The 24,209-nt window shown below is 62.1% G+C and carries 18 protein-coding genes; 5 read left to right on the forward strand and 13 right to left on the reverse strand.

Annotated features, from left to right (window positions below):
* Nucleotides 1–14: 14 nt before the first annotated feature.
* From AC3WOG_RS14480 to AC3WOG_RS14505, 6 genes are all read right to left on the reverse strand, one after another.
* On the reverse strand, nt 15–797 hold the full coding sequence (locus AC3WOG_RS14480; protein ID WP_492578642.1) for an amino acid ABC transporter substrate-binding protein: 783 nt from the start codon (nt 795–797) through the stop codon (nt 15–17).
* 345 nt (nt 798–1,142) lie between these two features.
* Complete coding sequence (gene hydA / locus AC3WOG_RS14485) at nt 1,143–2,594, reverse strand: dihydropyrimidinase (protein WP_492578643.1); 1,452 nt, start codon at nt 2,592–2,594, stop codon at nt 1,143–1,145.
* A gap of 78 nt (nt 2,595–2,672) precedes the next feature.
* Entirely contained in the window at nt 2,673–4,184 is a 1,512-nt protein-coding gene (locus AC3WOG_RS14490; RefSeq protein ID WP_492578644.1) for an NCS1 family nucleobase:cation symporter-1, read from the reverse strand.
* A gap of 114 nt (nt 4,185–4,298) precedes the next feature.
* Nucleotides 4,299–5,639: an NAD-dependent dihydropyrimidine dehydrogenase subunit PreA gene (gene preA, locus AC3WOG_RS14495; RefSeq protein ID WP_492578645.1), complete on the reverse strand. Its 1,341-nt coding sequence runs from the start codon at nt 5,637–5,639 to the stop codon at nt 4,299–4,301.
* Nucleotides 5,640–5,709: 70 nt separating this feature from the next.
* The gene (locus tag AC3WOG_RS14500; RefSeq protein ID WP_492578646.1) at nt 5,710–7,059 is read right to left on the reverse strand and encodes an NAD(P)-dependent oxidoreductase; all 1,350 of its coding nucleotides are present in this window, start codon (nt 7,057–7,059) and stop codon (nt 5,710–5,712) included.
* A gap of 133 nt (nt 7,060–7,192) precedes the next feature.
* Complete coding sequence (locus tag AC3WOG_RS14505; protein WP_492578647.1) at nt 7,193–8,500, reverse strand: Zn-dependent hydrolase; 1,308 nt, start codon at nt 8,498–8,500, stop codon at nt 7,193–7,195.
* 301 nt (nt 8,501–8,801) lie between these two features.
* Here AC3WOG_RS14505 and AC3WOG_RS14510 point away from each other — a divergent pair, with 301 nt between their 5' ends.
* A complete protein-coding gene (locus tag AC3WOG_RS14510) occupies nt 8,802–9,566 on the forward strand; it encodes a TetR/AcrR family transcriptional regulator (RefSeq protein ID WP_492579807.1) in 765 nt (254 codons plus the stop codon).
* 73 nt (nt 9,567–9,639) lie between these two features.
* On the opposite strand, the gene boxA is transcribed toward AC3WOG_RS14510, so the two are convergent.
* The 4 genes from boxA to AC3WOG_RS14530 form a co-directional block, all read right to left on the reverse strand.
* Nucleotides 9,640–10,878, reverse strand: coding sequence for a benzoyl-CoA 2,3-epoxidase subunit BoxA (boxA, locus tag AC3WOG_RS14515; protein WP_492578648.1), 1,239 nt, complete (start codon nt 10,876–10,878; stop codon nt 9,640–9,642).
* A gap of 72 nt (nt 10,879–10,950) precedes the next feature.
* Nucleotides 10,951–12,378: a benzoyl-CoA 2,3-epoxidase subunit BoxB gene (gene boxB, locus AC3WOG_RS14520; RefSeq protein ID WP_341314949.1), complete on the reverse strand. Its 1,428-nt coding sequence runs from the start codon at nt 12,376–12,378 to the stop codon at nt 10,951–10,953.
* Nucleotides 12,379–12,491: 113 nt separating this feature from the next.
* The gene (boxC, locus tag AC3WOG_RS14525) at nt 12,492–14,162 is read right to left on the reverse strand and encodes a 2,3-epoxybenzoyl-CoA dihydrolase (protein ID WP_492578649.1); all 1,671 of its coding nucleotides are present in this window, start codon (nt 14,160–14,162) and stop codon (nt 12,492–12,494) included.
* Nucleotides 14,163–14,280: 118 nt separating this feature from the next.
* Complete coding sequence (locus AC3WOG_RS14530) at nt 14,281–15,273, reverse strand: helix-turn-helix transcriptional regulator (protein WP_492578650.1); 993 nt, start codon at nt 15,271–15,273, stop codon at nt 14,281–14,283.
* Nucleotides 15,274–15,457: 184 nt separating this feature from the next.
* On the opposite strand from AC3WOG_RS14530, the gene AC3WOG_RS14535 reads away from it, so the two are divergent.
* From AC3WOG_RS14535 to AC3WOG_RS14550, 4 genes are all read left to right on the forward strand, one after another.
* Nucleotides 15,458–15,925, forward strand: a complete 468-nt coding sequence (locus AC3WOG_RS14535; RefSeq protein ID WP_492578651.1) for a DUF4863 family protein — start codon at nt 15,458–15,460, stop codon at nt 15,923–15,925.
* Nucleotides 15,926–15,944: 19 nt separating this feature from the next.
* On the forward strand, nt 15,945–17,552 hold the full coding sequence (locus AC3WOG_RS14540; RefSeq protein WP_492578652.1) for a 3,4-dehydroadipyl-CoA semialdehyde dehydrogenase: 1,608 nt from the start codon (nt 15,945–15,947) through the stop codon (nt 17,550–17,552).
* A 90-nt stretch (nt 17,553–17,642) separates the two neighbouring features.
* Nucleotides 17,643–19,235 (forward strand): benzoate-CoA ligase family protein, encoded by a 1,593-nt coding sequence (locus AC3WOG_RS14545; protein ID WP_492578653.1) that lies wholly within the window; start codon nt 17,643–17,645, stop codon nt 19,233–19,235.
* An 8-nt stretch (nt 19,236–19,243) separates the two neighbouring features.
* Nucleotides 19,244–20,074 (forward strand): alpha/beta fold hydrolase, encoded by an 831-nt coding sequence (locus AC3WOG_RS14550; RefSeq protein ID WP_492578654.1) that lies wholly within the window; start codon nt 19,244–19,246, stop codon nt 20,072–20,074.
* An 82-nt stretch (nt 20,075–20,156) separates the two neighbouring features.
* Here the strand turns inward: AC3WOG_RS14550 and AC3WOG_RS14555 are convergent, their stop codons facing one another.
* The 3 genes from AC3WOG_RS14555 to AC3WOG_RS14565 all read right to left on the reverse strand — a co-directional run bounded on the left by AC3WOG_RS14555 (nt 20,157) and on the right by AC3WOG_RS14565 (nt 24,092).
* Complete coding sequence (locus AC3WOG_RS14555) at nt 20,157–21,527, reverse strand: GntT/GntP/DsdX family permease (RefSeq protein ID WP_492578655.1); 1,371 nt, start codon at nt 21,525–21,527, stop codon at nt 20,157–20,159.
* A gap of 79 nt (nt 21,528–21,606) precedes the next feature.
* Nucleotides 21,607–22,725, reverse strand: a complete 1,119-nt coding sequence (locus AC3WOG_RS14560; RefSeq protein ID WP_492578656.1) for a porin — start codon at nt 22,723–22,725, stop codon at nt 21,607–21,609.
* A 158-nt stretch (nt 22,726–22,883) separates the two neighbouring features.
* Nucleotides 22,884–24,092 (reverse strand): aminotransferase class V-fold PLP-dependent enzyme, encoded by a 1,209-nt coding sequence (locus tag AC3WOG_RS14565; protein WP_492578657.1) that lies wholly within the window; start codon nt 24,090–24,092, stop codon nt 22,884–22,886.
* Nucleotides 24,093–24,209: the final 117 nt, after the last annotated feature.

Consider the following 24,209-nt stretch of genomic DNA (forward strand, 5'->3'; position numbering starts at 1 on the left):
CTCGCAGATGACGCTTATTGGGAGACGTCTTTGCCGAAATACTTCTGCGAGATCTTCTCGTAGGTACCGTCCTTCCTGATGTCCGCGAGCGCCTTGTTGATCGCCGCCTGCAACTCCGGGTTGCCCTTGCGGATGAGCACCGCGGACTTGTCGCTGCCGTCGGACGACGTATCGAGCGCGGCGATCTTCACCTTCGCATCCGGCTTGTGCTTCTTGAAGTCGAGGAAAGACAACGAATCGTTGACGGTCGCATCCACTCGGCCCGATGTCAGCAGATCGATCGATTCGTTAAAGCCCTGCACGGGGATCACCTCCGCGCCATGCGCGGCCGCAATCTTGCCGAAGTTGCTGGTCAGCGTATTGGCCGACTTCTTGCCCTTCAGGTCGTCGAAGGTCTTGATCGTGGTGTTGTCGGAACGCACGATCAGCGCCGCGTGCGACGTGATGTACGGGTCCGAGAAATCGTATTTGGCCTTGCGTGCGTCAGTGACGGCGACTTCATTGATCACCGCGTCGTAGCGGTTCACGTCGAGGCCCGCGATCAGGCCGTCCCACTTGCCTTCGACGAATTGCGGTTTGACGCCGAGACGCTGCGCGATCGCCGTGCCGATCTCGACGTCGAAGCCCGTCAGCTTGCCGGATTCGTCGTGATATGTGAACGGCGCATAGGTGCCTTCGGTGCCGATTTTGAATACGCCGGCGGATTTGATCTGCGCGAGGCCTTCGGCGGCGAATGCCGGGCTCAGGGTCACCGCTTGCAGCAGCGCGATCAGCAGGATAGAACGAATCGACTTCATCAGGTGGCTCCGTAAAGTTTGCCAGGTCGGTTGCCTGGTCTTGTGTTCGGCACTTTCCGCCGACCGTCGAGCCCGGCAGAGTGGCCGGACTGTAGCAAACGGTCTGTGTTTTTACAAAGGATCAGGTTTCCGATCAATATGCGCTTGCGTGCTAAGCGGACAGTCAAGGCATCTTATGCGACATGGAAATAGACTCTACAGCAGATAAGACAGATGCGGCATGCATCGCAACACGGAACACGTGCCGGGCGCCATCGGGGAAAACGCGAGAGATGTGTCGCCGCGGCGAGCGCACGGCGTGAAGAAACGGGCGACACCAGGGTCGCCCGTTTGGTTGCAAACAGCTTACCGCTCCACCGGATGCGGCTCCTTCAGCTTGTTGGCAACCCGGATCGCATCGAAGTAAGCCGGATTGGGCGGCCGCTTCAGATAACGCCCCGCGCCGCGCTCCGCCCGCAACTCGCCGTCGGTCCATGCAAGCGCGCCGCGCGTGAGCGTATGCATTGCCACGCCCTGCACCGTCATGCCTTCGAACACATTGAAGTCGACCTTCTGATGATGCGTCTTCACCGAAATGGTTTTGCTCGCAGCCGGATCCCAAACCACCAAGTCGGCATCCGCGCCGACCTGCACCGCGCCTTTGCGCGGATACAGGTTGAAAATCTGCGCGGCGTTGGTCGACGTGATGCGCACGAATTCGTTCGGCGTGAGACGCCCCGAATTCACGCCGTGATGCCAGAGCACCGCCATCCGGTCCTCGACACCGCCGCAGCCGTTCGGGATCTTCGTGAAGTCCTCACGGCCCATTGCCTTCTGCGACGCACAGAATACGCAGTGGTCGGTTGCCGTGGTGTGCAACTGACCCGCTTGCAAACCACGCCACAATGCCTCGCGATGTTCGGCGGAACGGAACGGCGGGCTCATCACGTGCGCCGCCGCCCGGGTCCAGTCGGGATCGCGATACACCGCCTCGTCGATCACCAGGTGCCCCGGCAGCACCTCGCCGAACACGCGCAGGCCTTCGCTGCGAGCGCGCGCGATGGCATCGACTGCGTCCTTGGCCGACACGTGAACGATATAAACCGGCACGCCCAGCACTTGCGCGATGCGGATCGCGCGATTGGCCGCCTCGCCTTCCACTTCAGGCGGCCGCGACAAAGGATGCGCCTCCGGACCTTTAAAGCCTTTTGCAAGCAACTGACGCTGCAACTGGAACACCAGTTCACCGTTTTCCGCATGGACGGTGGGCAGCGCGCCGAGTTCGAGCGAGCGCGAGAAGCTGTTCACCAGCACTTCGTCGTCGGCCATGATTGCATTCTTGTAGGCCATGAAGTGCTTGAAGCTCGATACACCGTGTTCGTGCACCAGCGTGCCCATGTCGCGATAGACCGAATCGTCCCACCATGTCACCGCAACGTGAAAGCCGTAATCGGCCGACGCTTTTTCGGCCCAGCCGCGCCATTCCTTGAACGCATCCATCAACGGCTGTTTCGGGCTCGGAATCACGAAATCGATGATGCTGGTCGTACCGCCGGATAAACCAGCCGCCGTGCCGGTATAGAAATCGTCGCTAGCCGTGGTGCCCATGAACGGCAATTCCATATGCGTATGCGGATCGATGCCGCCGGGCATTACATACTGCCCACCCGCATCGACGATCGAGGCGCCCGCGGGCGCCTCGAGGTCCGCGCCGATCTGCAGGATCGTGCCGCCGTCTTGCGGGTCCGCACACAACACGTCCGCACGATAGGTGCGCTCCGCGTCGATAACCGTGCCGCCGCGAATCAGGGTCGTCATGTTGCCGCCTCCTTATCAACTGCTGGGTTCGGTGCTACGTACTTCGCTTGCTGCATGTGCTTGCTGCATGCGCTCGTGTCATGCGCTCGCCACTCTCGCACTCGGTCCCTTACTGAACTTCATCCAGGCGCTATATACGATCGACGCCAACGCGAGTCCGACAAACCATGCATACGTGTAAAGCGTATTGAAAAACGCCGGCACATTCGGAAACGATGCCGGAAACGCGGTGTGCAGGAAGCCCGGCAGATTCGGCAGCACGCCGACCAGCAATGCGACCACCGCGCCGATATTCCACCCGCCCGTGTAGCTGTACTCGCCGTTTTCGTCGAACAGTTCGCGCGCGTCGAGGCGGGTGCCGCGAATCAGGAAGTAGTCGACCATCAGAATGCCGGCCACCGGCCCGAGCAACGCGGAGTAACCGACCAGCCACGTGAAGATATAGCCTTGCGTGGTGGCGAGAATCTTCCACGGCATCATCACGATCGCGATCGTCGCGGTAATCATGCCGCCCGCGCGATACGAAATGCCCTTCGGCCACAGGCTGGAAAAATCATAGGCGGGGCCGACCAGGTTCGCCGCGAGATTGCAGGACATCGTATCGAGCGTCAGGATGATCAGCGCGAGACCGACACCGATGCCGGTCATGCGGCTCGTCAGATCGATCGGGTCCCAGATCGCCTTGCCGTAGATCACCACGGTAGCCGACGTCACCACGACCGAAATCACCGAGAGCAGCGCCATCGGCACCGGCAGGCCGATCGACTGACCGACGATCTGGTCTCGTTGCGATTTGGCAAAGCGCGTGAAGTCCGGAATGTTCAATGCGAGCGTGGCCCAGAAACCGACCATCGCCGTGAGCCCCGGCCAGAACGTTACCCAGAACAGTCCTTCTTTCTTCCCGCCGGCGACGAACTGCGACGGCGCCGACAGCATCGTGCCAAGGCCGCCCGCTTTCGAGGTCGCCCACCACACCAGCGCGATACACATCACGATCTTGATCGGCGCGGACCAGCTTTCGAGCCAGCGGATCGAATCGGTGCCGTGCACGATGAAATAGATCTGCAATGCCCAGAAAACGAGAAAACACGCCAGCTGTGCGAGCGAGATGTCGAGAAACGGCAAGGCCGCGCCGTGCAGCGCGTTGCCGGTGAGAATGTTCAGCAGCGTGTAGATCGCGCTGCCGCCGAGCCATGTCTGAATCCCGTACCAGCCGCACGCGACGATCGCCCGCAGCATCGCCGGTAGTTTTGCCCCTTGCGTGCCGAACGACGAACGCACCAGCACCGCATAAGGAATGCCGTGCTTCGCGCCCGCATGACCGATCAGCAGCATCGGTACCAGCACGATCAGATTGCCGAGCAGCACGGTCACCACCGCCTGCCACGGCGACATGCCCTCCTCCGTCAAGCCGGCGGCGAGCATGTACGACGCAATGTTCATCACCATCCCCACCCAGAGCGCGGCGAAGTGGTACCACCTCCATGTGCGCTGCGCGGCGCCGGTCGGCGCAAGGTCGTCGTTGTAAAGACTGCTGCCCTGCGCGCCGGCCGCAAAGTGCGGTTCGACGGGTTGCGCTGTCTGCTTCATCGAAAGATCTCCACTGGATCGTTGAGGCCTGTGCATCTTCTGGTGGCGCGTCAGGCCTTTGGGGGGAAACAAGGGTTCAGTACAAGCGCATCGTTTTTATACGGGCTTCATGTTTCAGGCTGCTTTCGCCGCTGCCGCATGAGCATGTGCGTGCTCGGCGGATTCTGTCGTTTCTGCCGTTTCGCTCTCCCCGGCATCCACCCGCGACGGGTTGTTCGGATGCGTGGTCCAGTTCGCGTACTCGCCGTTGTCCACGCGCTCCATCGTGATGCATTGCTCGACCGGACACACGTGCATGCACAGATTGCAGCCGACACATTCGGAGTCCATCACTTCAAAATGCCGGACGCCATCTTTTTCTTTCATGATCGCCTGGTGCGCCGTGTCTTCGCAGGCGATATGGCACAGGCCGCACTGGATGCACTTGTCCTGGTCGATGCGCGCCTTGATGTCGTATTTGAGGTTCAGGTACTTCCAGTCGGTGACGTTCGGCACGGCGCGGCCGCGAATGTCGTCGAGCGTCGCGTAGCCTTTTTCGTCCATCCAGTTCGACAGGCCGTCGGCGAGATCGGAGACGATGCGGAAACCGTAGTGCATCGCCGCCGTGCAGACCTGCACGCTGCCCGCGCCGAGCACCATGAACTCGGCCGCGTCGCGCCACGTCGAAATGCCGCCGATGCCGGAGATCGGCAGATTCGGCGTTTCCACGTCGCGGGCGATTTCGGCGACCATGTTCAGCGCGATCGGCTTCACCGCCGGGCCGCAGTAGCCGCCGTGCGTGCCTTTGCCGTCGACCATCGGCAAGGGCGACATCGCGTCGAGATCGACCGCGACGATCGAGTTGATCGTGTTGATCAGCGACACGCCGTCCGCGCCGCCTTTGTAGGCCGCGCGCGAGCCGAGACGAATATCGCTGATATTCGGCGTGAGCTTCACGAGGCACGGTAGCCTGGTGCCCTCCTTGACCCAGCGCGTGACCATCTCGACATACTCGGGCACCTGGCCGACCGCCGCGCCCATGCCGCGCTCGCTCATGCCGTGCGGGCAGCCGAAGTTCAGTTCGACCGCATCCGCGCCGGTGTCTTCGACAAGCGGCAAGATCCATTTCCAGTCGCGTTCGTTGCACGGCACCATCAGCGAGACGATCATCGCGCGGTCCGGCCAGTCGCGTTTGACTTGCCTGATCTCGCGCAAGTTGATGTCGAGCGGACGGTCGGTAATCAGTTCGATGTTGTTCAGCCCGGCGATGCGCTGACCGTTCCATTGCACCGCGCCATAGCGCGAGCTGACGTTCACTACATGCGGGTCGAGGCCCAGCGTCTTCCACACCACACCGCCCCAGCCCGCTTCGAACGCGCGGTTCACGTTATAGGCTTTGTCGGTCGGCGGCGCGGAGGCGAGCCAGAAAGGGTTCGGCGACGTGATGCCGGCAATCGTACAGCGCAAATCGGCCATGTTCGGCTCCTTGGGGACTGCTGTTTTTGTCCTGGTGTGAGGGTCGGCTTATTTGCCCCTCATTTGTCCACTACGCGGCTTTGACCGCCAGACCGGCGAACAAAGCGTCGATCGCGGCAGCGGCGGCCTTGCCGTCCTGCACGGCCTGCACCGTGAGATCGACGGCGCCCGTCGCCGCGCAATCGCCGCCTGCCCACACATCGGGCAGCGAGGTCTGCCCGTTTGCATCGACCGCGATACGGCTGCCGTCCAGCGTCAAAAGCTCCCGCTCGATACCGACCGGCACCAGCGTCTGGCCGATCGCCTTGAGCACCATGTCGGCATCAACCACGAAACGCTCCTGATCGCCTTCGCTCGACGTGCGTTCGAATTCGACACCTGTGACCGCGCCACCTTCGCCAATCAAACGCATCGGCTTTGCATGTGTAATAAGCGTGACGCCATTGGTCTGCGCAAATTCACGCTCGGCCCACGTCGCGCTCATCGATTCGACGCCGCGCCGGTACACCATCGTCACCGACGTCGCACCGAGCTTGTGGCTCTGCACCGCCGCATCCACCGCGGTATTGCCACCGCCGATCACGACAACGCGCCGGCCCACCGGCACCGTGCCGAAGTCGCCTGCGCTGCGCACCTGTTCGATGAAATCCACCGCGTTCATGACGCCGCTCAAGTCTTCGCCTTCCATCGCCAACGCACGCACGCCAGTCAGGCCAATCGCGAGAAACACCGCGTCATATTCGTGGCGCAACGCATCGAGGCTCACATCACGCCCTAACGCCACGCCGTGTTTGATTTCAATGCCACCGACCGAGCACAGCCATGCCACTTCACGCTGTGCGAAATCATCGACTGTTTTATATGCGGCGATGCCGTATTCGTTGAGACCGCCCGCTTTCTCATGCGAATCGAAAATCGTCACGCGATGACCGGCCAACGCGAGACGATGCGCGCAAGCGAGCCCCGCCGGCCCCGCGCCGACCACGGCGACATGCCGGCCCGTTTCAGCCGCGCGCTTGAACAGCACCTCGCCGCGCGCCATCGCCCAATCGGTCGCATGGCGTTGCAGCGCGCCGATCGCCACCGGCTTCGCGTCCTGATGGTTGCGCACGCAAGCACCCTCGCAAAGAATCTCGGTCGGGCAAACGCGCGCGCACATGCCACCCAAAGGATTCGCCGACAGAATGTCGACGGCCGCACCCTTCAGATTGCCGTTGCTGATCTTGCGAATGAAACGGGGAATGTCGATTTGCGTCGGACACGCATTCACGCAGGGCGCGTCGTAACAGTAGTGACAACGGCTCGCCGCCGCGGCCGCGGCGCTCGCGTCGAGCAACGGCGCAATGTCGGCGAACTCGCACGAGAGCTGATCGGGCGACAGGCGCTGAGCGGCAATGTCGCCGGTTTGCTTGATGGCCATACACGTTCCTTCTTCGATGTGAGGACGTAGCCGTACCTGCCGGCTGCGCTGGAGCGGAGCCGGGACGGCATGTTTTATGGGCACTACGGTGAGGCTAGTGAATCGACCGCTATCGACCGCTACCGCTGAAGCGTTATGAAACCGGCTCGCATGCACGCCCCAGCATCGCGTGCAGCAACACATTGGCGCCCGCCTCGATCCATTCGAAGGTGGCGTCCTCGATCTCGTTGTGACTGATTCCGTCGATGCAAGGCACGAACACCATCGAGGTCGGCGCGACTTGCGACAAATAACAGGCGTCGTGCCCCGCGCCGGACACCATGTTGCGATGCGGATAGCCGAAGCGTTCAGCCGCGGCGCGCACGGACTTCACGCAGGCTTCATCGAAAGCGACCGGTGCGTAGTAAAAGATTTGCTCGAGCTCGGTGTCCAGACCGATGCCGCTCGCAATGGCCGCCACGCCTTCGCGCAACGCGGCATCCATCTTCGCGAGCACCGCATCGTCCGGATGACGGAAATCGACGGTGAAAAACACACGCCCTGGTATCACGTTGCGCGAGTTTGGATAGACCTGCATCATGCCAACCGTCGCGCAGCCGAACGGCGCGTTGTCGAGACCGATGCGGTTGACCAGATCGACCACGCGCGCGGCGCCGAGCAATGCGTCGCGACGTCGCGGCATCGGCGTCGGCCCCGCGTGCGCTTCCTGTCCCGTCAGCGTGATTTCGTACCAGCGCTGACCTTGCGCATCGGTCACGACACCAATGGTTTTCTGCTCCGCTTCGAGAATCGGCCCTTGTTCAATGTGCAATTCGAACGCCGCATGCAATGGACGGCCACCGCACGGAAGATCGCCCGCATAGCCGATACGCTTGAGTTCCTCGCCGATCGTCTTGCCGTCCACGTCCTTGCGCGAGAGGCCGTATTCCAGCGTGAAGACGCCGGCGAATACGCCTGAGGCAACCATCGCCGGCGCGAAGCGCGAGCCTTCCTCGTTGGTCCAGATCGCTACTTCGACCGGATGCTCGGTCTCGATGCCGTGATCGTTCAGACTGCGGATCACTTCGAGTCCGCCCAGCACGCCATAAATGCCGTCGAAACGGCCGCCGGTAGGCTGAGAATCCGCGTGCGAGCCGGTCATCACCGGCAACGCATCGGGGTTGCGCCCGGCGCGGCGCATGAACACGTTGCCCATCTGATCGACTGAGACAGCGCACCCCGCTTCCTTCGCCCAACTGACGATCAGGTCGCGCCCTTCTTTGTCGAGGTCGGTCAGCGCCAGGCGGCAGACTCCGCCTTTCGGCGTCGCGCCGATCTTCGCCATCGTCATCAGGCTGTCCCACAGCCGCTTGCCATCGACCTTGATCGATGTAGCGGGTTCAGAGTCCCCCAAGGGGACTTCCTTCGGGGCGCGCTTCTGCGCTTCGGATACCGCGTTCATTCGTCTCGCTCCTTTCGGTGAACCGACATGAAACTGGTGCATCGGCGGCGGTTTTGGGGCGTGGCCGCACGGCGGCGGTGCACACTCGATGCCTTCGATCGCCTCTTGTACAGAGGGCAAACCCTGGGGCATCGCCCGCTCTTCCAATCCTGTCCAGTTGGACAGGTTGTAGACGATTAAAGCCGCCAAATCAATGCTTTTCGTACGGTGGGAAACATAGCGAGAAGCGTGCCATTGCGTTGCAACATGCGTTTATCGCGCGTCGAGAATGCGCGTGTCCATCGGCGTCCAAACGACTAGAATGAAGCGCGACGCGGTACACATGCCGCTCAGGGCGAACATGAGAGACGACGACGTGGCTGCCGACATCACCAAAAGCGACGAAATAAACGACGAAACCCGCACACCTTTGCGGCGGCGCAAGGCGCACATTCGCGAGTCGAATGAAGCGCATTTATTGGCGTGCGCCGAGGCGGTTTTCGCGGAGCGCGGGCTGGACGGCACCAGCACCGCGATGATCGCGGAACGTGCAGGCTTACCGAAAGCTAACTTGCATTACTACTTCCCGACCAAGCTCGCGCTGTATCGGCGCGTGCTCGAAGATCTGTTCGAAGACTGGTATCGCGCCGCCGATACGTTCGAATGCAACGACGATCCGGTCGTAGCGATTGGCGGGTACGTGCGCGCGAAAATGGAATTGTCGCGCCGCCGGCCGCTCGGCTCGAAGGTGTGGGCGAGCGAGATCATCCACGGCGCGGAGCATATGCAGGACATCCTCACCGGGCGCGTGAAGCCGTGGCTCGACAGCCGGGTGAAGGTGATCGACGACTGGATCGCGCGCGGCCTGCTCGCGCCCGTGAACGCGCAAACGCTGATGTACATGATCTGGGCAACCACCCAGCATTACGCCGACTTCGACGCGCAGATTCGCGCGCTCAAGGGCAAGCGCGCGTTGTCGCAGAAGGCGTTCGAGGCGACGACAGAGGAAGTCGTGCAGTTGGTGATCCGGGCGTGCGGGGCGGTGTCGCCGGCACAGCATGAAGACGGCGCGGACCCCGCAAGATAAAAACGGCCCTGCTGCTTGTGAGAAGCAGCAGGGCCGTTTCGCTATTGCATTACGCCATTGAAGGCGCAGCGTTTCAATAAGTCTCCAGATGCAACCGCCCCTCCCGTTTCAGCTTCACCCACAGCGCTTCCCAATCCATCTGATGCTGTTCGCCGATTTCCTTGAGCGCCTGCAACACGCCGTCTTCCATGCCCTTCAATCCGCACACGTAGATATGCGTGTTGTCGTCCTTGAGCATGTGCGCGACATCGACCGCGCGTTCGCGCATCACGTCCTGCACATAACGCCTGGGCTGCCCCACCGTGCGCGAAAACGCCAGATTCGTATCGATGAAATCCTTCGGCAGATTCGTCAGCGGCCCGAAGTAAGGTAATTCTTCTTTCGTGCGCGCGCCGAAGAACAGCATCAGTTTGCCGGTCGCGCCTTTCAGACGGCGCCGCCGGCGATACTCGGTCATCGCGCGCATCGGCGCTGAACCGGTGCCCGTGCAAATCATCAACAGATGCGAGTTCGGATGATTCGGCATCAGGAAGGTGCCGCCGAACGGCCCGATTACCTTGACCACGTCGCCCTTCTTCAGATCGCACAGATAGTTCGAGCACACGCCATCAGTCACATCGCCGTGCTCCTGGGCCACGCGCTTCACGGTCAGCGAGACGTTGTTGTAGCCAGGGCGTTCGCCATCGCGCGGGCTGGCAATCGAATACTGCCGCGCGTGATGCGCGCGGCCATCGGCGGTCGAGCCCGGCGGCAGAATGCCGATCGACTGGCCTTCCAGCACCGGAAACGGCATCGAGCCGAAATCGAGCACGATGTGATGAATGTCGCTATCGGTCGAACCGTCGGTGAGCCGGTAGTTGCCGACCACCGTTGCCGTGATCGGATCCTTATGCGTGTAGAGATTCACATACGGCTTCGCGGCGGACCACGGCGGCACGACCGAACCACGCACGGTATCGACTTCGATGCCGCTCGCTTCAGCAGGCGTGTCGCCCGATGCCCCGGTTGCCGCTTCATCGGCGGCGGGTACTGCCATCGTGTTCTGTTCCGGCAACACGTCCCAGGTGAACTGCTCGTCGATGGAATACGCGTCGGCTTTCAATACCGTGCGCCAGTTGTCGATCGCGCCGGTCGGACACGGCGGCACGCACGCCATGCAGCCGTTGCAGATATCCGCCTTGACCACATAATTGTTTTCGTCGTGCGTGATCGCATCGACCGGGCAAGTCTCTTCGCAGGTATTGCAGCGAATGCAGATTTCCGGATCGATCAGATGCTGCCTGAGGACTTCGATCGATACTGGACCGTTCATGACTTCCTCCACCATGTATTACCGCGCATGCGTTCGCCGCGCACTTCGTCCGTGCACTTCTTCCGCTTATGCTCAGTTGAAGCGCACGTATTCGAAATCGATCGGCTGACGATTCACACCCATCGCCGGCGGCGCGATCCAGTTCGCGAACTTGCCGGGCTCCGTGACGCGACCCATCAGCGAGGCGACATACGCGCGGTCTTCCGGTGTCGCGAGCCACTTCGCTTCGTTGGCGGCCCATTCGGTCTCGCTCACCACGCGGCCGTCCGGCGACACACGGGTGCCCGCAAACGTGCCGATCTGCCGGTTGAACGCTTTATGCGGCACCGTCATGCGGAAGTCGATACCGGCTTTCTCGAGCACCTTGTTCCAGCGCCCGACGCCCGCCACGGAATCCTTGATGTAATCGTCGCGCAGCACTTCGTTCATGGCGTTGAGCATCGGCACTTCGCGCTCGACCAGCTTGCCGTCCTGCACGTCGAGCAGCTTGTAGCTCTGGCCGTTCAATTGATGATCGTCGTCGCGCTTGTTCTCTTCATAGCGGCCCTTCAGACCCGAGCTATAGAACGTGGCTGCATTGGACGAATGATCGGCACCGAACAGGTCGATCGTCACCGAATAATGGAAATTCAGATAGCGCTGGATAGTCGGCAGATCGATCACGCCCGCCGCGCGAATCCTGGCGACGTCATCCGTGCCCAGTTCGTTCATCACCTGCGCGGTGCGCTGGATCACGCGCGACACACCCGATTCGCCGACGAACATATGATGCGCTTCTTCGGTCAGCATGAACTTCGTCGTACGCGCGAGCGGATCGAAACCCGACTCGGCGAGCGCCGACAACTGGAATTTGCCGTCGCGATCGGTGAAGTAGGTGAACATGTAGAACGCAAGCCAGTCCGGTGTTTTCTCGTTGAAGGCGCCGAGAATGCGCGGATTGTCTTCGTCGCCCGAACGGCGGCCGAGCAGTGCTTCGGCTTCCTCACGGCCATCGCGGCCGAAGTAGCGATGCAGCAGATACACCATCGCCCACAGGTGACGCCCTTCTTCCACGTTCACCTGGAACAGGTTGCGCAGGTCGTACATCGAAGGCGCGGTTAAACCCAGGTGCCGCTGCTGCTCGACCGAGGCCGGTTCCGTATCGCCTTGCGTGACGATAATGCGGCGCAGATTCGCACGATGCTCGCCGGGCACGTCCTGCCACGCGGCTTCGCCCTTGTGCTCGCCGAAGTGAATCTTGCGGTCCTGCTCGCCGGGCGTGAGGAAAATGCCCCAGCGATAATCCGGCATCTTCACATGATCGAAATGCGCCCAGCCGCCCGCATCGACGCTCACCGCGGTGCGCAGATACACGTCATAGCCATGCGAGCCCTCCGGGCCCATATCGCCCCACCACGACAGAAAATTCGGCTGCCATTGTTCGAGCGCGCGTTGCAGCGCGCGGTCGTCGGCGAGATTGACGTTGTTCGGAATCTTTTCGCTGTAATTGATCGTTGACATGGTCGGTTCCTTAGTCGATTTCCGGACGGGAAACAGCAGTGCTTAAGTGTGAGAGGCGCGTATCGGAGCAGGAGACGTTTCTTTATGCCGCGTTGAGCACGTCCCAACGCGCGTCAAACACGCGAGACGTCGAATTGCGCCTTGCTGCCCTTGCCGTACACCTTGAGCGCGCCCTTCTCGCCCACTGCGTTCGGCCGGTTGAAGATCCAGTTCTGCCATGCGGTAAGCCGCCCGAAGATGCGTGTTTCCATCGTTTCCGGACCGTTGAAGCGCAGATTCGCTTCGAGACCGGTCAACGCATCCGGCGACATCGCCGCGCGTTCTTCGAGCGCGATGCGGATTTCGTCGGCCCAATCGATATCGTCGGGCGACGCGGTCACGAGCCCCAGTCGTTCGGCTTCGACCGGTTTGATCGCCTGACCGATCTTCGAGCGCACGGCGTCGAGCGGCCCGGCTTCTTCATAGAAGCGGCGTGCAAGGCGCGATTGATGCGTGACCATCGGATAGAGACCGAAGTTGACTTCCGACAGCGTGATCGCCGGCTCTTCGTCTTCATTGCTCGGCAACGCGGCCATATACGTGCGGTCAGCGGCGAACGCGAGTTCCGCAAACGTGCCGGCAAAGCACGAGCCGGGCTCGATCAACGCGAACAGCGAGCGCGACGACACGTCGATGCGCGCCAGCGTGCGGCGCAGCAGCCCGATGGTTTCGCGCACGAACCAGTGGTCCTTGTGCTGCATCAGCGTCGCGTCCGCCGCGAGCACGTTGCGCGCATCGCCTTCGGTCTTGAAGACCCACGTGCCGACCTCGAGCTCGTTGGTGCGCATCGACAGGATCGCGTCGTCGAGTTCGCGGGCAAACTGCAGGGGCCACCAGTTCCCGCCCGCGGCGACGATTGCGTCGACGTCGGTGGGTTGTTCTGTTTGAGGCGCTTTGGCAGTGAACGTCGCGATGCGTTTTGCACGATCGATCGTGACGTCGAGCGTTTTGTAGGTGAGGCCGTCTTCGCGATTGGTACGTTCGATACGCGTGAGCGTCACGCCTTGCGCGTCCGACCGACGATCGCTTTGCGCGGCGAGTTCGAGTGCGCGTGCCTGGATCGCCTGATCGAACTGGTTCGGCTTCACGACTTCATCCACCAGACGCCATTCCTTCGCGCGTTCGCCGCGAATCCCTTCGACCACCGTGCAAAAGATATCGGCACGATCGTGGCGCACCTTGCGCTTATCAGTAACGCGCGTCAGGCCGCCCGTACCCGGCAGCACACCAAGCAAAGGCACTTCCGGCAACGACACCGACGACGAGCGGTCATCGATCAGATAGATTTCGTCGCAAGCCAGCGCGAGTTCATAACCACCGCCGGCGCACGCGCCGTTCACGGCAGCGAGAAACTTCAGACCAGAATGACGCGACGAGTCTTCCAGACCGTTACGCGTTTCATTGGTGAACTTGCAGAAATTGACCTTCCACGCATGCGTCGACAAACCCAGCATGAAAATGTTGGCGCCCGAGCAGAACACACGGTCCTTCAGGCTCGTCAGCACCACCGTCTTGACTTCCGGGTGCTCGAAACGGATCCGCTGTATCGCGTCGTGCAGTTCGATATCGACACCGAGGTCGTACGAATTCAACTTCAGCTTGTAGCCGCCACGAATCCCGCCGTCCTCGGCGATATCGATGCCGAGCGTCGCAACGGGGCCGTTGAAGGTCAGCTTCCAGTGCTTGTACTGCGAGGGATCGGTGCGGTAATCGACCGGCGCGACGGCGGTTTCTGCTTTGGACATGGGGCGTCTCCTGACTGGACGAAGCAAAACTTGTTTTTTGAACAATAGTGCATCGTCACACTCATGTAAAGCACTTTAGTGCATGTTCGCTAGTAAACCCCTAGCGTGCGACTGCCTCTCAGCTCACCCGCGTGTCGTCCGGCGTTTCGGCCGCGAGCCTTGCGGCAAGCCGGTCGCGCAGTTGCAGATAGGCGTCGGCGAGCGTTTTCTCGCTGGTGTCGAAGGTCATGTCGGCGCGGCCGTATAGCTCGCTACGCCCCGCCAGGATGCGCTTCAGGTCGTCCATCGCCTCCTTGTTGCCCGACATCGGCCGCAGATCGCCTTGCGCGACCACCCGGCGCATATGCTCTTCCGGCGTGGCCTGCAGCCACACCGTGAAGCAGTGCGACAGCAGCGCGTTGAAGGTGCCCGCCTCCGACACCAGCCCGCCCGGCGACGCGATCACGGCGCGCTCGTGCTCCTGAATCACCGCCTCGAGCGCGCGGTGCTCGTAGCGCCGGTAAGCGCTCGCGCCATAGAGCGAATGAATCTCCGACGGCGGACAGCCCGCGAGTTGCTCGATCACGCGCGTCAGTTCGACGAACGGCACCTTGCGCTCCTGCGCCAGCATCCGGCCGAGGGTGGATTTACCCGCGCCGCGCAGGCCGATCAACGCGATCCGGTCCTTGCGATGCGGGTCGCGCGGCGCCTGCGCGAACATCTCGGCAAGCGCCACGCGGGCGCGCTGCAACGCCGCCTGGTCGCGCCCTTGCAGCAGTTCGCGAATTAGCAGCCACTCCGCGGAAGCCGTGGTTTCATCGCCGATCACCTCGGCCAGCGGGCAGTTCAGCGTCGCCGCGATCTGCCGCAGCACCAGCACCGACGCATTGCCCACGCCAGATTCCAGATTCGCCAGATGCCGCTCGGACAGACCGGTTTCGGTCGCCAGCGTCTTGCGGGTCATGCCGCGGCGCGCGCGCAGCAGGCGCACGCGTTCGCCCATCGCAGTCAGAAAAGGATCGCGTTCCTCGCGCTCGCCGCCGCGCTCGGCCCCGCTGTCGGCCCGACTCGCGCGGCTTGCGTCGTCATCGGCCGGTTCGTCCAGCGGTGCGGGAGAGTAATTTTGGTTCATGTTTAACTACCTATTGACTGCGATACATGTACTATAGTGCTTGACACGCACTGAGTGAGCGGTTAATTTTCGCCAAATATTGATCCAATAACAAACGTCGTCGAGATTTTTCGGCGGCGCAACGGAGACGGCGCTCGAACACGCATGAACCAAGGTGCGTGAGCGCGCTGATCTGGAGGCTCGCATGTCCCCACATGACTTCCAACGCCTGATTGCAGGCGTCACGGAGCAACTCGCCGGCCGGCCACTCGACGGCACGCTGGCCGCGTGGCTGAACGACACGTATCCGGCCGACGGCGCGACCTTCCGCGAACTCGCGGATGCCTGCCGCACCGGCGTCGCTGAAGGCTGGCTGTGCAATCGCGAAGGCGGCGGCATCCGCTATGGCCGCATCTTCAAGGCGCTGCCCGAGACCCACGGCTTTTCCGTCGATGTGGTCGACATGAAGGATATTGCCGGTCCACATCACATTCATCCAAACGGCGAGATCGATCTGATCATGCCGCTCACCGAAGGCGCCACTTTCGACGGCCATCCGGCCGGCTGGTGCGTGTACAGCCCCGGCAGCGCGCATCGTCCGACCGTTGCGAACGGTCAGGCGCTGGTGCTGTATCTGCTGCCGCAAGGCGCCATCGAATTCACTGCTGCCTGACTATCGCGAGATCCGCGCCATGATCGAACTATTGAAGAACTACGTTGCAGGCCAATGGGTCGCAGGCAGCGGCGAAGGCGTCACGCTGACCGATCCGGTCACGGGTGAATCGCTCGTGCGTGTTTCAAGCCAGGGCCTGGACCTCGCACAAGCATTCGGTTTCGCCCGCGAAAATGGCGGCGCCGCATTGCGTGCGCTGACCTACTCCGCACGCGCTGCCCGCCTCGCCGACATCGTCAAGCTACTGCAAACGAAGCGCGACGACTACTACGCGATCGCCACCGCCAACTCGGGCACCACGCGCAACGATTCGGCAGTCGATATCGACGGTGGGATTTTTACGCTGTCGTATTACGCGAAACTCGGTGCATCGCTCGGCGACGTGCATGCGCTGCGAGACGGTAACGTCGTATCGTTGAGCAAGGACCAGTCGTTCAGCGTGCAGCACGTGCTCACGCCGACGCGCGGCGTGGCGCTCTTTATCAACGCCTTCAATTTTCCGTCGTGGGGCTTGTGGGAAAAAGCGGCGCCTGCCTTGCTGTCCGGTGTGCCGGTGATCATCAAGCCCGCCACGGCGACGGCATGGCTCACGCAACGCATGGTCGCCGACGTGGTCGACGCGGGCATTCTGCCGGCCGGCGCGTTGTCGGTGATCTGCGGCAGCTCGGCGGGTCTGCTCGATCAGGTGCGGGCATTCGATGTGGTGTCCTTCACCGGCTCCGCCGAAACCGCCGCGACGCTGCGCGCGCATCCGGCTTTCGTGCAGCGCGGCGCGCGTTTGAATGTCGAAGCCGACAGTTTGAATAGCGCGATTCTTTGCGCCGATGCAACGCCTGACACACCGGCATTCGAGCTGTTCATCAAGGAAGTGGTACGCGAAATGACCGTGAAGTCCGGTCAGAAATGCACCGCGATCCGGCGTGCGTTCGTACCGGAAGCATCGCTCGAAGCGGTGCTCGAAGCGCTCAAAACGAAACTGGCGAAGATCACGGTCGGCAATCCGCGCAACGAAGCGGTGCGGATGGGCTCGCTTGTGAGCCGCGAGCAATACGATAACGTGCTGGCCGGCATCGCCGCACTGCGCGAAGAAGCCGTGCTCGCCTATGACGGTTCGGCCGTGCCGCTCATCGATGCGGACGCAACGATTGCGGCTTGCGTCGCGCCTCACCTGTTCGTCGTCAACGATCCCGATACCGCAACGCTGCTGCACGATATCGAAGTGTTCGGACCGGTGGCGACCGTGGCGCCCTATCGTGTCCTCAATGAAAACGCCAACGCCGGCGACACCCTGCCCGAAGCCCAAGCCATCGCGCTCGCGCGACGCGGCCAGGGTTCGCTGGTCGCCTCGATCTATTCGAACGACGACGCGCATCTCGGCCGGCTCGCGCCGGAACTCGCCGATTCGCACGGCCGCGTGCATGCGATCTCGCCGGCCGTCCAGCAGAGTCAGACCGGTCACGGCAACGTGATGTCGATGTCGCTGCACGGCGGCCCGGGGCGCGCGGGCGGCGGCGAAGAACTCGGCGGTATTCGCGCGCTGGGTTTCTATCACCGGCGCTCGGCGGTTCAGGCATCGAGCGCGGCAATCGACGCACTGACGCAAGCGACGAATTTGCCGACGACCTAGTGGCACCAGGTACACACAAGCGGCAAGCAAGCATCGAGCGGATCATGAGCACATAACAGCCGGACCGCCCTCACCCGATGGAGGAGACATATGGAAGCCCTGCTGGAACCCGCTGCGAGTCAGCCCGCCGCGACGGTCGAGCCGCCGCCCGCGCAATTCAATTTCGCAGCCTATCTGTTTCACCTGAATGAAGCGCGCGCGCCCAAGGTCGCTTATATCGACGACACCGGCACCACGACCTACGGCGAACTCGAAGAACGCGCCCGGCGCTTCGCGAGTGCGTTGCGCACGCTCGGCGTGCATCCGGAAGAACGCGTGCTGCTGGTGATGCTCGATACCGTCGAGCTGCCGATCGCCTTTCTCGGCGCGCTGTACGCGGGCGTCGTGCCGGTAGTGGCCAACACGCTGCTCACCGCCGCCGATTACGTCTACATGCTTACGCATAGTCATGCGCGTGCGGTGATCGCATCAGGCGCGCTGTTGCCGACTGTCAAGGAAGCGCTGGATACCGCCGAACACGACGGCTGTCAGCTGATCGTGTCACAGCCGCCCGCAGGCGAGCCTATATCGGCACCGTTGCTGAAAGATCTGCTCGACGCCGCCACGCCTGCCACCAAAGCGGCCGCGAGCGGTTGCGACGACATCGCCTTCTGGCTCTATTCGTCGGGTTCGACCGGTAAGCCGAAAGGCACGGTCCACACGCATGCGAATCTGTACTGGACCGCTGAGTTGTATGCGAAGCCGATTCTCGGCATCGTGGAAAGCGATGTGGTGTTTTCCGCGGCCAAGCTGTTCTTTGCCTACGGTCTCGGCAACGGCCTGACGTTCCCGCTTTCGGTCGGCGCAACCGCCGTGTTGATGGCGGAGCGCCCCACCCCCGACGCGATTTTCACGCGCCTCGTGCGGCATCGGCCGACCGTCTTCTACGGCGTGCCGACGCTCTACGCCAGCATGCTCGTGTCGCCCAATCTGCCCGCGCGCGCCGATGTCGCGATGCGCGTGTGCACGTCGGCGGGCGAAGCATTGCCACGCGAAATCGGCGAGCGCTTTACCGCGCACTTCGGCTGCGACATTCTCGACGGTATCGGCTCCACCGAAATGCTGCATATCTTTCTGTCCAATCGCGCGGGCGCTGTCGAATACGGCACCACGGGGCGCCCCGTGCCCGGCTACGAAGTCGAACTACGCGACGAAGCCGGCCACCCGGTGCCCGATGGCGAAGTCGGCGATCTGTATATCAAGGGGCCGAGCGCGGCGCTGATGTACTGGAGCAATCGCGAGAAGTCGCGCGCCACCTTCCTCGGCGAATGGATTCGCAGCGGCGACAAGTATTGCCGCCTCGCGAACGGCTGCTATGTGTATGCGGGCCGCAGCGACGACATGCTGAAGGTCAGCGGTCAGTATGTGTCGCCGGTCGAAGTGGAGATGGTGCTGGTGCAGCATCATGCGGTGCTGGAAGCGGCCGTGGTCGGCGTGGATCATGGCGGGCTCGTCAAGACGCGCGCGTTCGTCGTGTTGCAGCGTGAATTCGCGCCGTCTGAGATACTCGCGGATGAGTTGAAGGCCTTCGTCAAGGAACGGCTCGCGCCGCATAAGTATCCGCGCGATATCGTGTTTGTCGACGACCTGCCCAAGACCGCCACCGGCAAGATTCAACGCTTCAAACTGCGCGAACAGTCATAGGGTGATCCATGCAGAACCCCGCAACCGCAACCACGGATGGCGACTTCGCCGAACTTCCCGCCACAGCGACGCATGGGCCGTTGAGTATCGAATATCGCTGGGTGAACGAGGTCGCTAGCGACGCCCCGATCGCCGTGTTCCTGCATGAAGGACTCGGTTCGATTGCGATGTGGCGCGACTGGCCACAGCGTTTGTGCGAGCGGCTCGGCATGCGTGGACTGGTGTATTCGCGTCCCGGCTATGGCCGCTCGACACCGCGTCCGCATCAAGTGAAGTGGCCGGTCGATTTCATGACGACGCAAGCGCGCGAGACCTTGCCCGCGTTGCTCGATGCACTCGATATCGACATGCAGGAACGCAGGCGCATGTCGGTGATCGGCCATAGCGACGGCGGCTCGATCACGCTGCTGTATGCGGCGCTGTTTCCGGATGCATTGGCGGGCGCCGTGGCAATCGCACCGCACGTATTCGTCGAAGACATTTCAGTGGAGAGCATCGCGCAAACCAGGCAACTGTACGAGACCACTGATCTGCGCAGCAAGCTCGGCCGTTATCACGCCGACGTCGATTCCGCGTTCTATGGATGGAACGACATCTGGCTGAATCCGGCGTTCAGGGAGTGGAACATCGCTGGGGAACTCGCGGGTATCCGCAAGCCCTTGCTCGCGGTGCAAGGCCACGACGACAACTACGGCACGATGGCGCAGATCGATACGATCGCGGAGCGCGTGCCGCATGCCGAATTGGTCAAACTCGATGCTTGCGGACACTCCCCGCATCGCGACGCGCCGGACGCGTTGAATGAGGCGATTGCGGCGTTCGTTTTGCGGCAACGCTGAACCTTGCCCAGGCGCACCGGCGCCGTTCACCTTGAAACCGCGGCGCGTCCAGACAATGCGCCGCGATTGAACCCAAACCGGCTTAAAGCACGGTCGAGAGCCCCAGCGTGAACGCCAGCGCCGTCACCGAAATAATCGTTTCGCAAACCGTCCACGTCTTGAAGGTTTGCGGCACGCTCATACCGAAGTACTCCTTCACCAGCCAGAAGCCGCCATCGTTCACGTGCGACAGGATCAACGAACCCGCGCCGGTCGCCAGCACCAGCAATTCGGGACGCACGCCGCCCGCCGTGCCGGCCGCCGCTGCGGCGATCGGCGCGATGATGCCGGCGGCCGTTGCCATGGCCACCGTCGCCGAACCCGTCGCCACGCGAATCAGCGCCGCTACCAGCCACGCGAGAATCAGCAACGGCACATGCGCGCCGGTCGCGACATCGACGATTGCTTTCGACGCACCGCTGTCGATCAGAATGCGGCCGAAGCCCGCGCCCGCCCCCACCACCAGCGTGATGCTCGCGGTCGGCGCGAGACACTCGTTGGTGAACTTGAGGATCTGTGCGCGGTTAAAGCCACGCGCTTTGCCGAAGGTCCAGAAGCTCAGCAGCACGGCCAGCAGCAGCGCCATATCGGGGTGACCGATCAGGCGCAGCGCGTTGTTCGCTGTCGTTTTGGCCGGCACGATCAGATCGGCCCAACTGCCCACCAGCATCAACAACACGGGCAACAACACCGTCAATAACGTGATGCCGAAACCCGGCAGTTCCTGATGCGCGCGCTTCGCGTCCTGTTCGATGAACTGCTGCGCCATCGGATTGATGCCGTCGAGTACGACAAAACGCGAGATCAGCTTCGAGAACAGCGGACCGGCAATCGCCGCGGTCGGAATACCGACGATCAGCGCGTAGAAAATCGTGTGACCGATATCCGCGTTGTACGCGGTGACCGCGAGCAACGCAGCCGGATGCGGCGGAATCAAACCGTGCACAACGGACAGACCCGCGACCATCGGAATGCCGACGCGAATCATCGAGGTGCCCGTACGCTGCGCGACGTTGAACGCGATCGGAATCAGCAGTACGAAGCCGACTTCGAAAAACACCGGCAGACCGACGAGAAACGCGATGCACATCATCGCCCAGTGCACGTTCTTCGGGCCGAACAGAGCGATCAGTGTGCGCGCGATGCGCTCCGCCCCACCCGACTCGGCCATCATTTTGCCGAGCATCGTACCGAGACCGACCACGATCGCAATGTGTCCGAGCGTGCCGCCCACACCGGTTTCGAACGACTTGAGAATCGACGTCGCCGGCATGCCGACGGCCAGCGCCAGCGCCACCGACACCATCATCAACGTGATGAACGGGTTCATCTTGAAGCGCGCGATCAGCACGACCAGCGCGACGATGGCGATCAATGCATAGACGAGTAACAGACTTCCTTGAACGGTCGCCATGAGTGCTCCTGAAAAGAAAGATCGGCGCCGCCGCTTTGTTATGCGGTATTCGACATGAGCGACGGCGCAGGCGGCGTGCTTAGAACTTGTGGCGGATGCCGGCGACGGTCACGAACTGGCCGCTGTTGCTCGACGGATTCGAAATGCCTTCGATCCATGCGCGCGAACCGGAAGCGCGCTGATAGATGCCGTTCAGATAGAGGTCAGTGGTCTTCGACAGGAAGTACTCGCCGCCCATGCTCAACTGGTTGTAGTGGGCGTTAGCGGCCGTGGTCCCGCTGGTGTTCTGCGTCGTGTAGATGTAGCCGAGCGCGAGTAGCGTGGCCGGCGTGAATTGATACTTCAGGCTGGCTTCATAATTGGCAAAGCGCAGGCTGCCACCCGTGAGCAACTGGAATTGCGAGTTCGTGTACAGCAGCGCGACCGTGGCCGGGCCAAACACGTAGGAACCGCCCGCGCCCCACACCTGATTGCGCTTCACGCCGCTGATGATCGACGAACCGGTGTTGTAGTAGTTGTCGGAAGGCGCCGCGCCCGTGGTGCTGGTGGCCGGCTGATTGACCAGCGAGTACGCGGCATCCAGCCGCAGCGGACCGTTCACGTAGTCGGCGCCGACACTCCATGCACGGTTGTTGGCGAACTGGCCCGCGGTGTTCGAGAACGCGTACATCGCGTTGGCGGTGAAGCCGGCGTAGGTCGGCGTGGTGTACTTGACCGCGTTGTTGGTGCGATACGTGTTGTTGATATCGTCGTTGTCGTAGATCGCATTGCCGTACTGGCTCATAGCGCCGACGCCATTGATCTGCATGTTCGACAAATAGTCCTGCACGCTGTTGTACTGACGGCCGAGCGTGATCGTGCCGGCCTTGTTGTTGGTCAGCGCGATCCATGCGCTACGGCCGAACATCCGGCCGCCCTGGCCCGCCGCGCCCGTCTCCAGGCTGAAGCCGTTTTCGAGCTTGAACAAAACCTTGTTGCCGCCACCCAGATCTTCGCTACCGAGCAGGCCCCAACGCGAACCCTGCACGTTGCCTTGCGTCGCCTGATAGGCCTTCTCTCCCTTCTGATTATTCGTGAAGGTAAAACCGGCGTCGACGATACCGTACAGCGTCACGCTGCTTTGCGCATTGGCGGCTTGCGCGGCGAGTCCAGCGACAGCGAACGCGATGGCCGTACGAAGAATCTGATTGTGCTTCATGGTTTCCTCAAGTCGAAAGAAAAAAGCACGCCGGTTACACGGAGATGTTCCGGCGATATAAGTAGTACTAAACTGGCAAGTCAAAGCAGCACAGGAACGGCGTGCGGCGCTGCGGTCAAACAACGGTCATTGACGAATCGATATGAACCGGGAAAGGATTAATCCGGCCAGTTGCGGCGCGCGGCGATGCGGCGGGCGTCGCGCAGGTAAAACGGTGTCACGATGGGTTCGGGCGACTGTTGCGCACGTTCGAATTCTGCGATCAGCCGCGCCAGCACGATCTGCTCTTCGCCCGCATGCAGATTGCACGGGTCGAGGAAAAAGAAACGCAGCTCCGCTTCGTGGTCGCGCACGATCACCGGTGCCTCGCCTGCGGGCGGGCGCGCTAGCGCATCGGCGAGATCCCAGGCGGTGATACGGGCCTGCTTCGGATCGATATGCAATTTCAGGCGGTCGAGCGGATTGCCGGTCGGATCGGCGTCGATCTCGGCCCAGACGCCTTTGCAACGATTCAAAGTCTCGCGCCACAACGTCAGATAGCCGCGTTCGCGGGCGCGGACCGCGACAGGGTCGCGGCGCTGCCATTGTTCGAGCGCGGCAATCGCGCCGGCAATGCCTTCTTTACCGACTTTCATGCCGCGGCCAATGCCGCCGTTCTGGAAATACGCGGCACGCACCAATGCTTTCTTGCCCGCGACGATGCCGGCCGTCAGGCCGCCGAGGAATTTGTGCGCCGAATAAAGCGCGAGATCCGCACCGGCTTCGATAAAGCGTTTGAGGTCGTATTCGGAAGCCGCATCGACAATCACCGGCACGCCCTTCGCATGCGCGACGGCGATGAATTCTTCGAGCGGGATCATGCCGAACTGCACCGTGTGATGCGACACCACGTAAAGCGCCGCGGTGGTGCGTTCGGTGATGGCAGTATTCAGTTGGTAGCCGTGCGCTTCGGTCGCCGCGCCCACCGGCACGACACGCGCGCCGGACAGACGGATCGCCTGGTCCACCGGCGCGCCATAATTGACAAGGTGGCCGGTCTGGATCACGACCTCGTTGCGCATGCCCGGCATGCCGCTCGTGTCCGGCAATCGTTCGATCAGGCCGTGGTCGTCGCCCGTCATGGTTGCGGCTATGCCGAGCGTGATCGCCGCCGAGCACGACGCGGTGATATAACCGGCTTCGCTCCCGCATGCCTGCGCGATTACCGCCGAGGCTTTGCGTTGCAGGTCGTCGATCTCGACGAATTGCGGCAGCACCTGCGCCACCGCGTCGATCACCGGCGCGCTGACAATGGACGCGCCCAGGCTCGTCATCGTGCCCGAAGCATTGATGACAGGGCGTAAGCCAAAACGAGAGCGAATGTCCATGAAGCGCCTCCAACCGGTTATTTCTTAATTATGGAATATATGTTGTAATTGAGGATCAGTCTAGCATACAATGTCCCTGCGTCAACTGGACAAAAACATACAGCTTCAGAGGAGCAA

This window comes from Paraburkholderia sp. FW306-02-B (assembly GCF_058782725.1).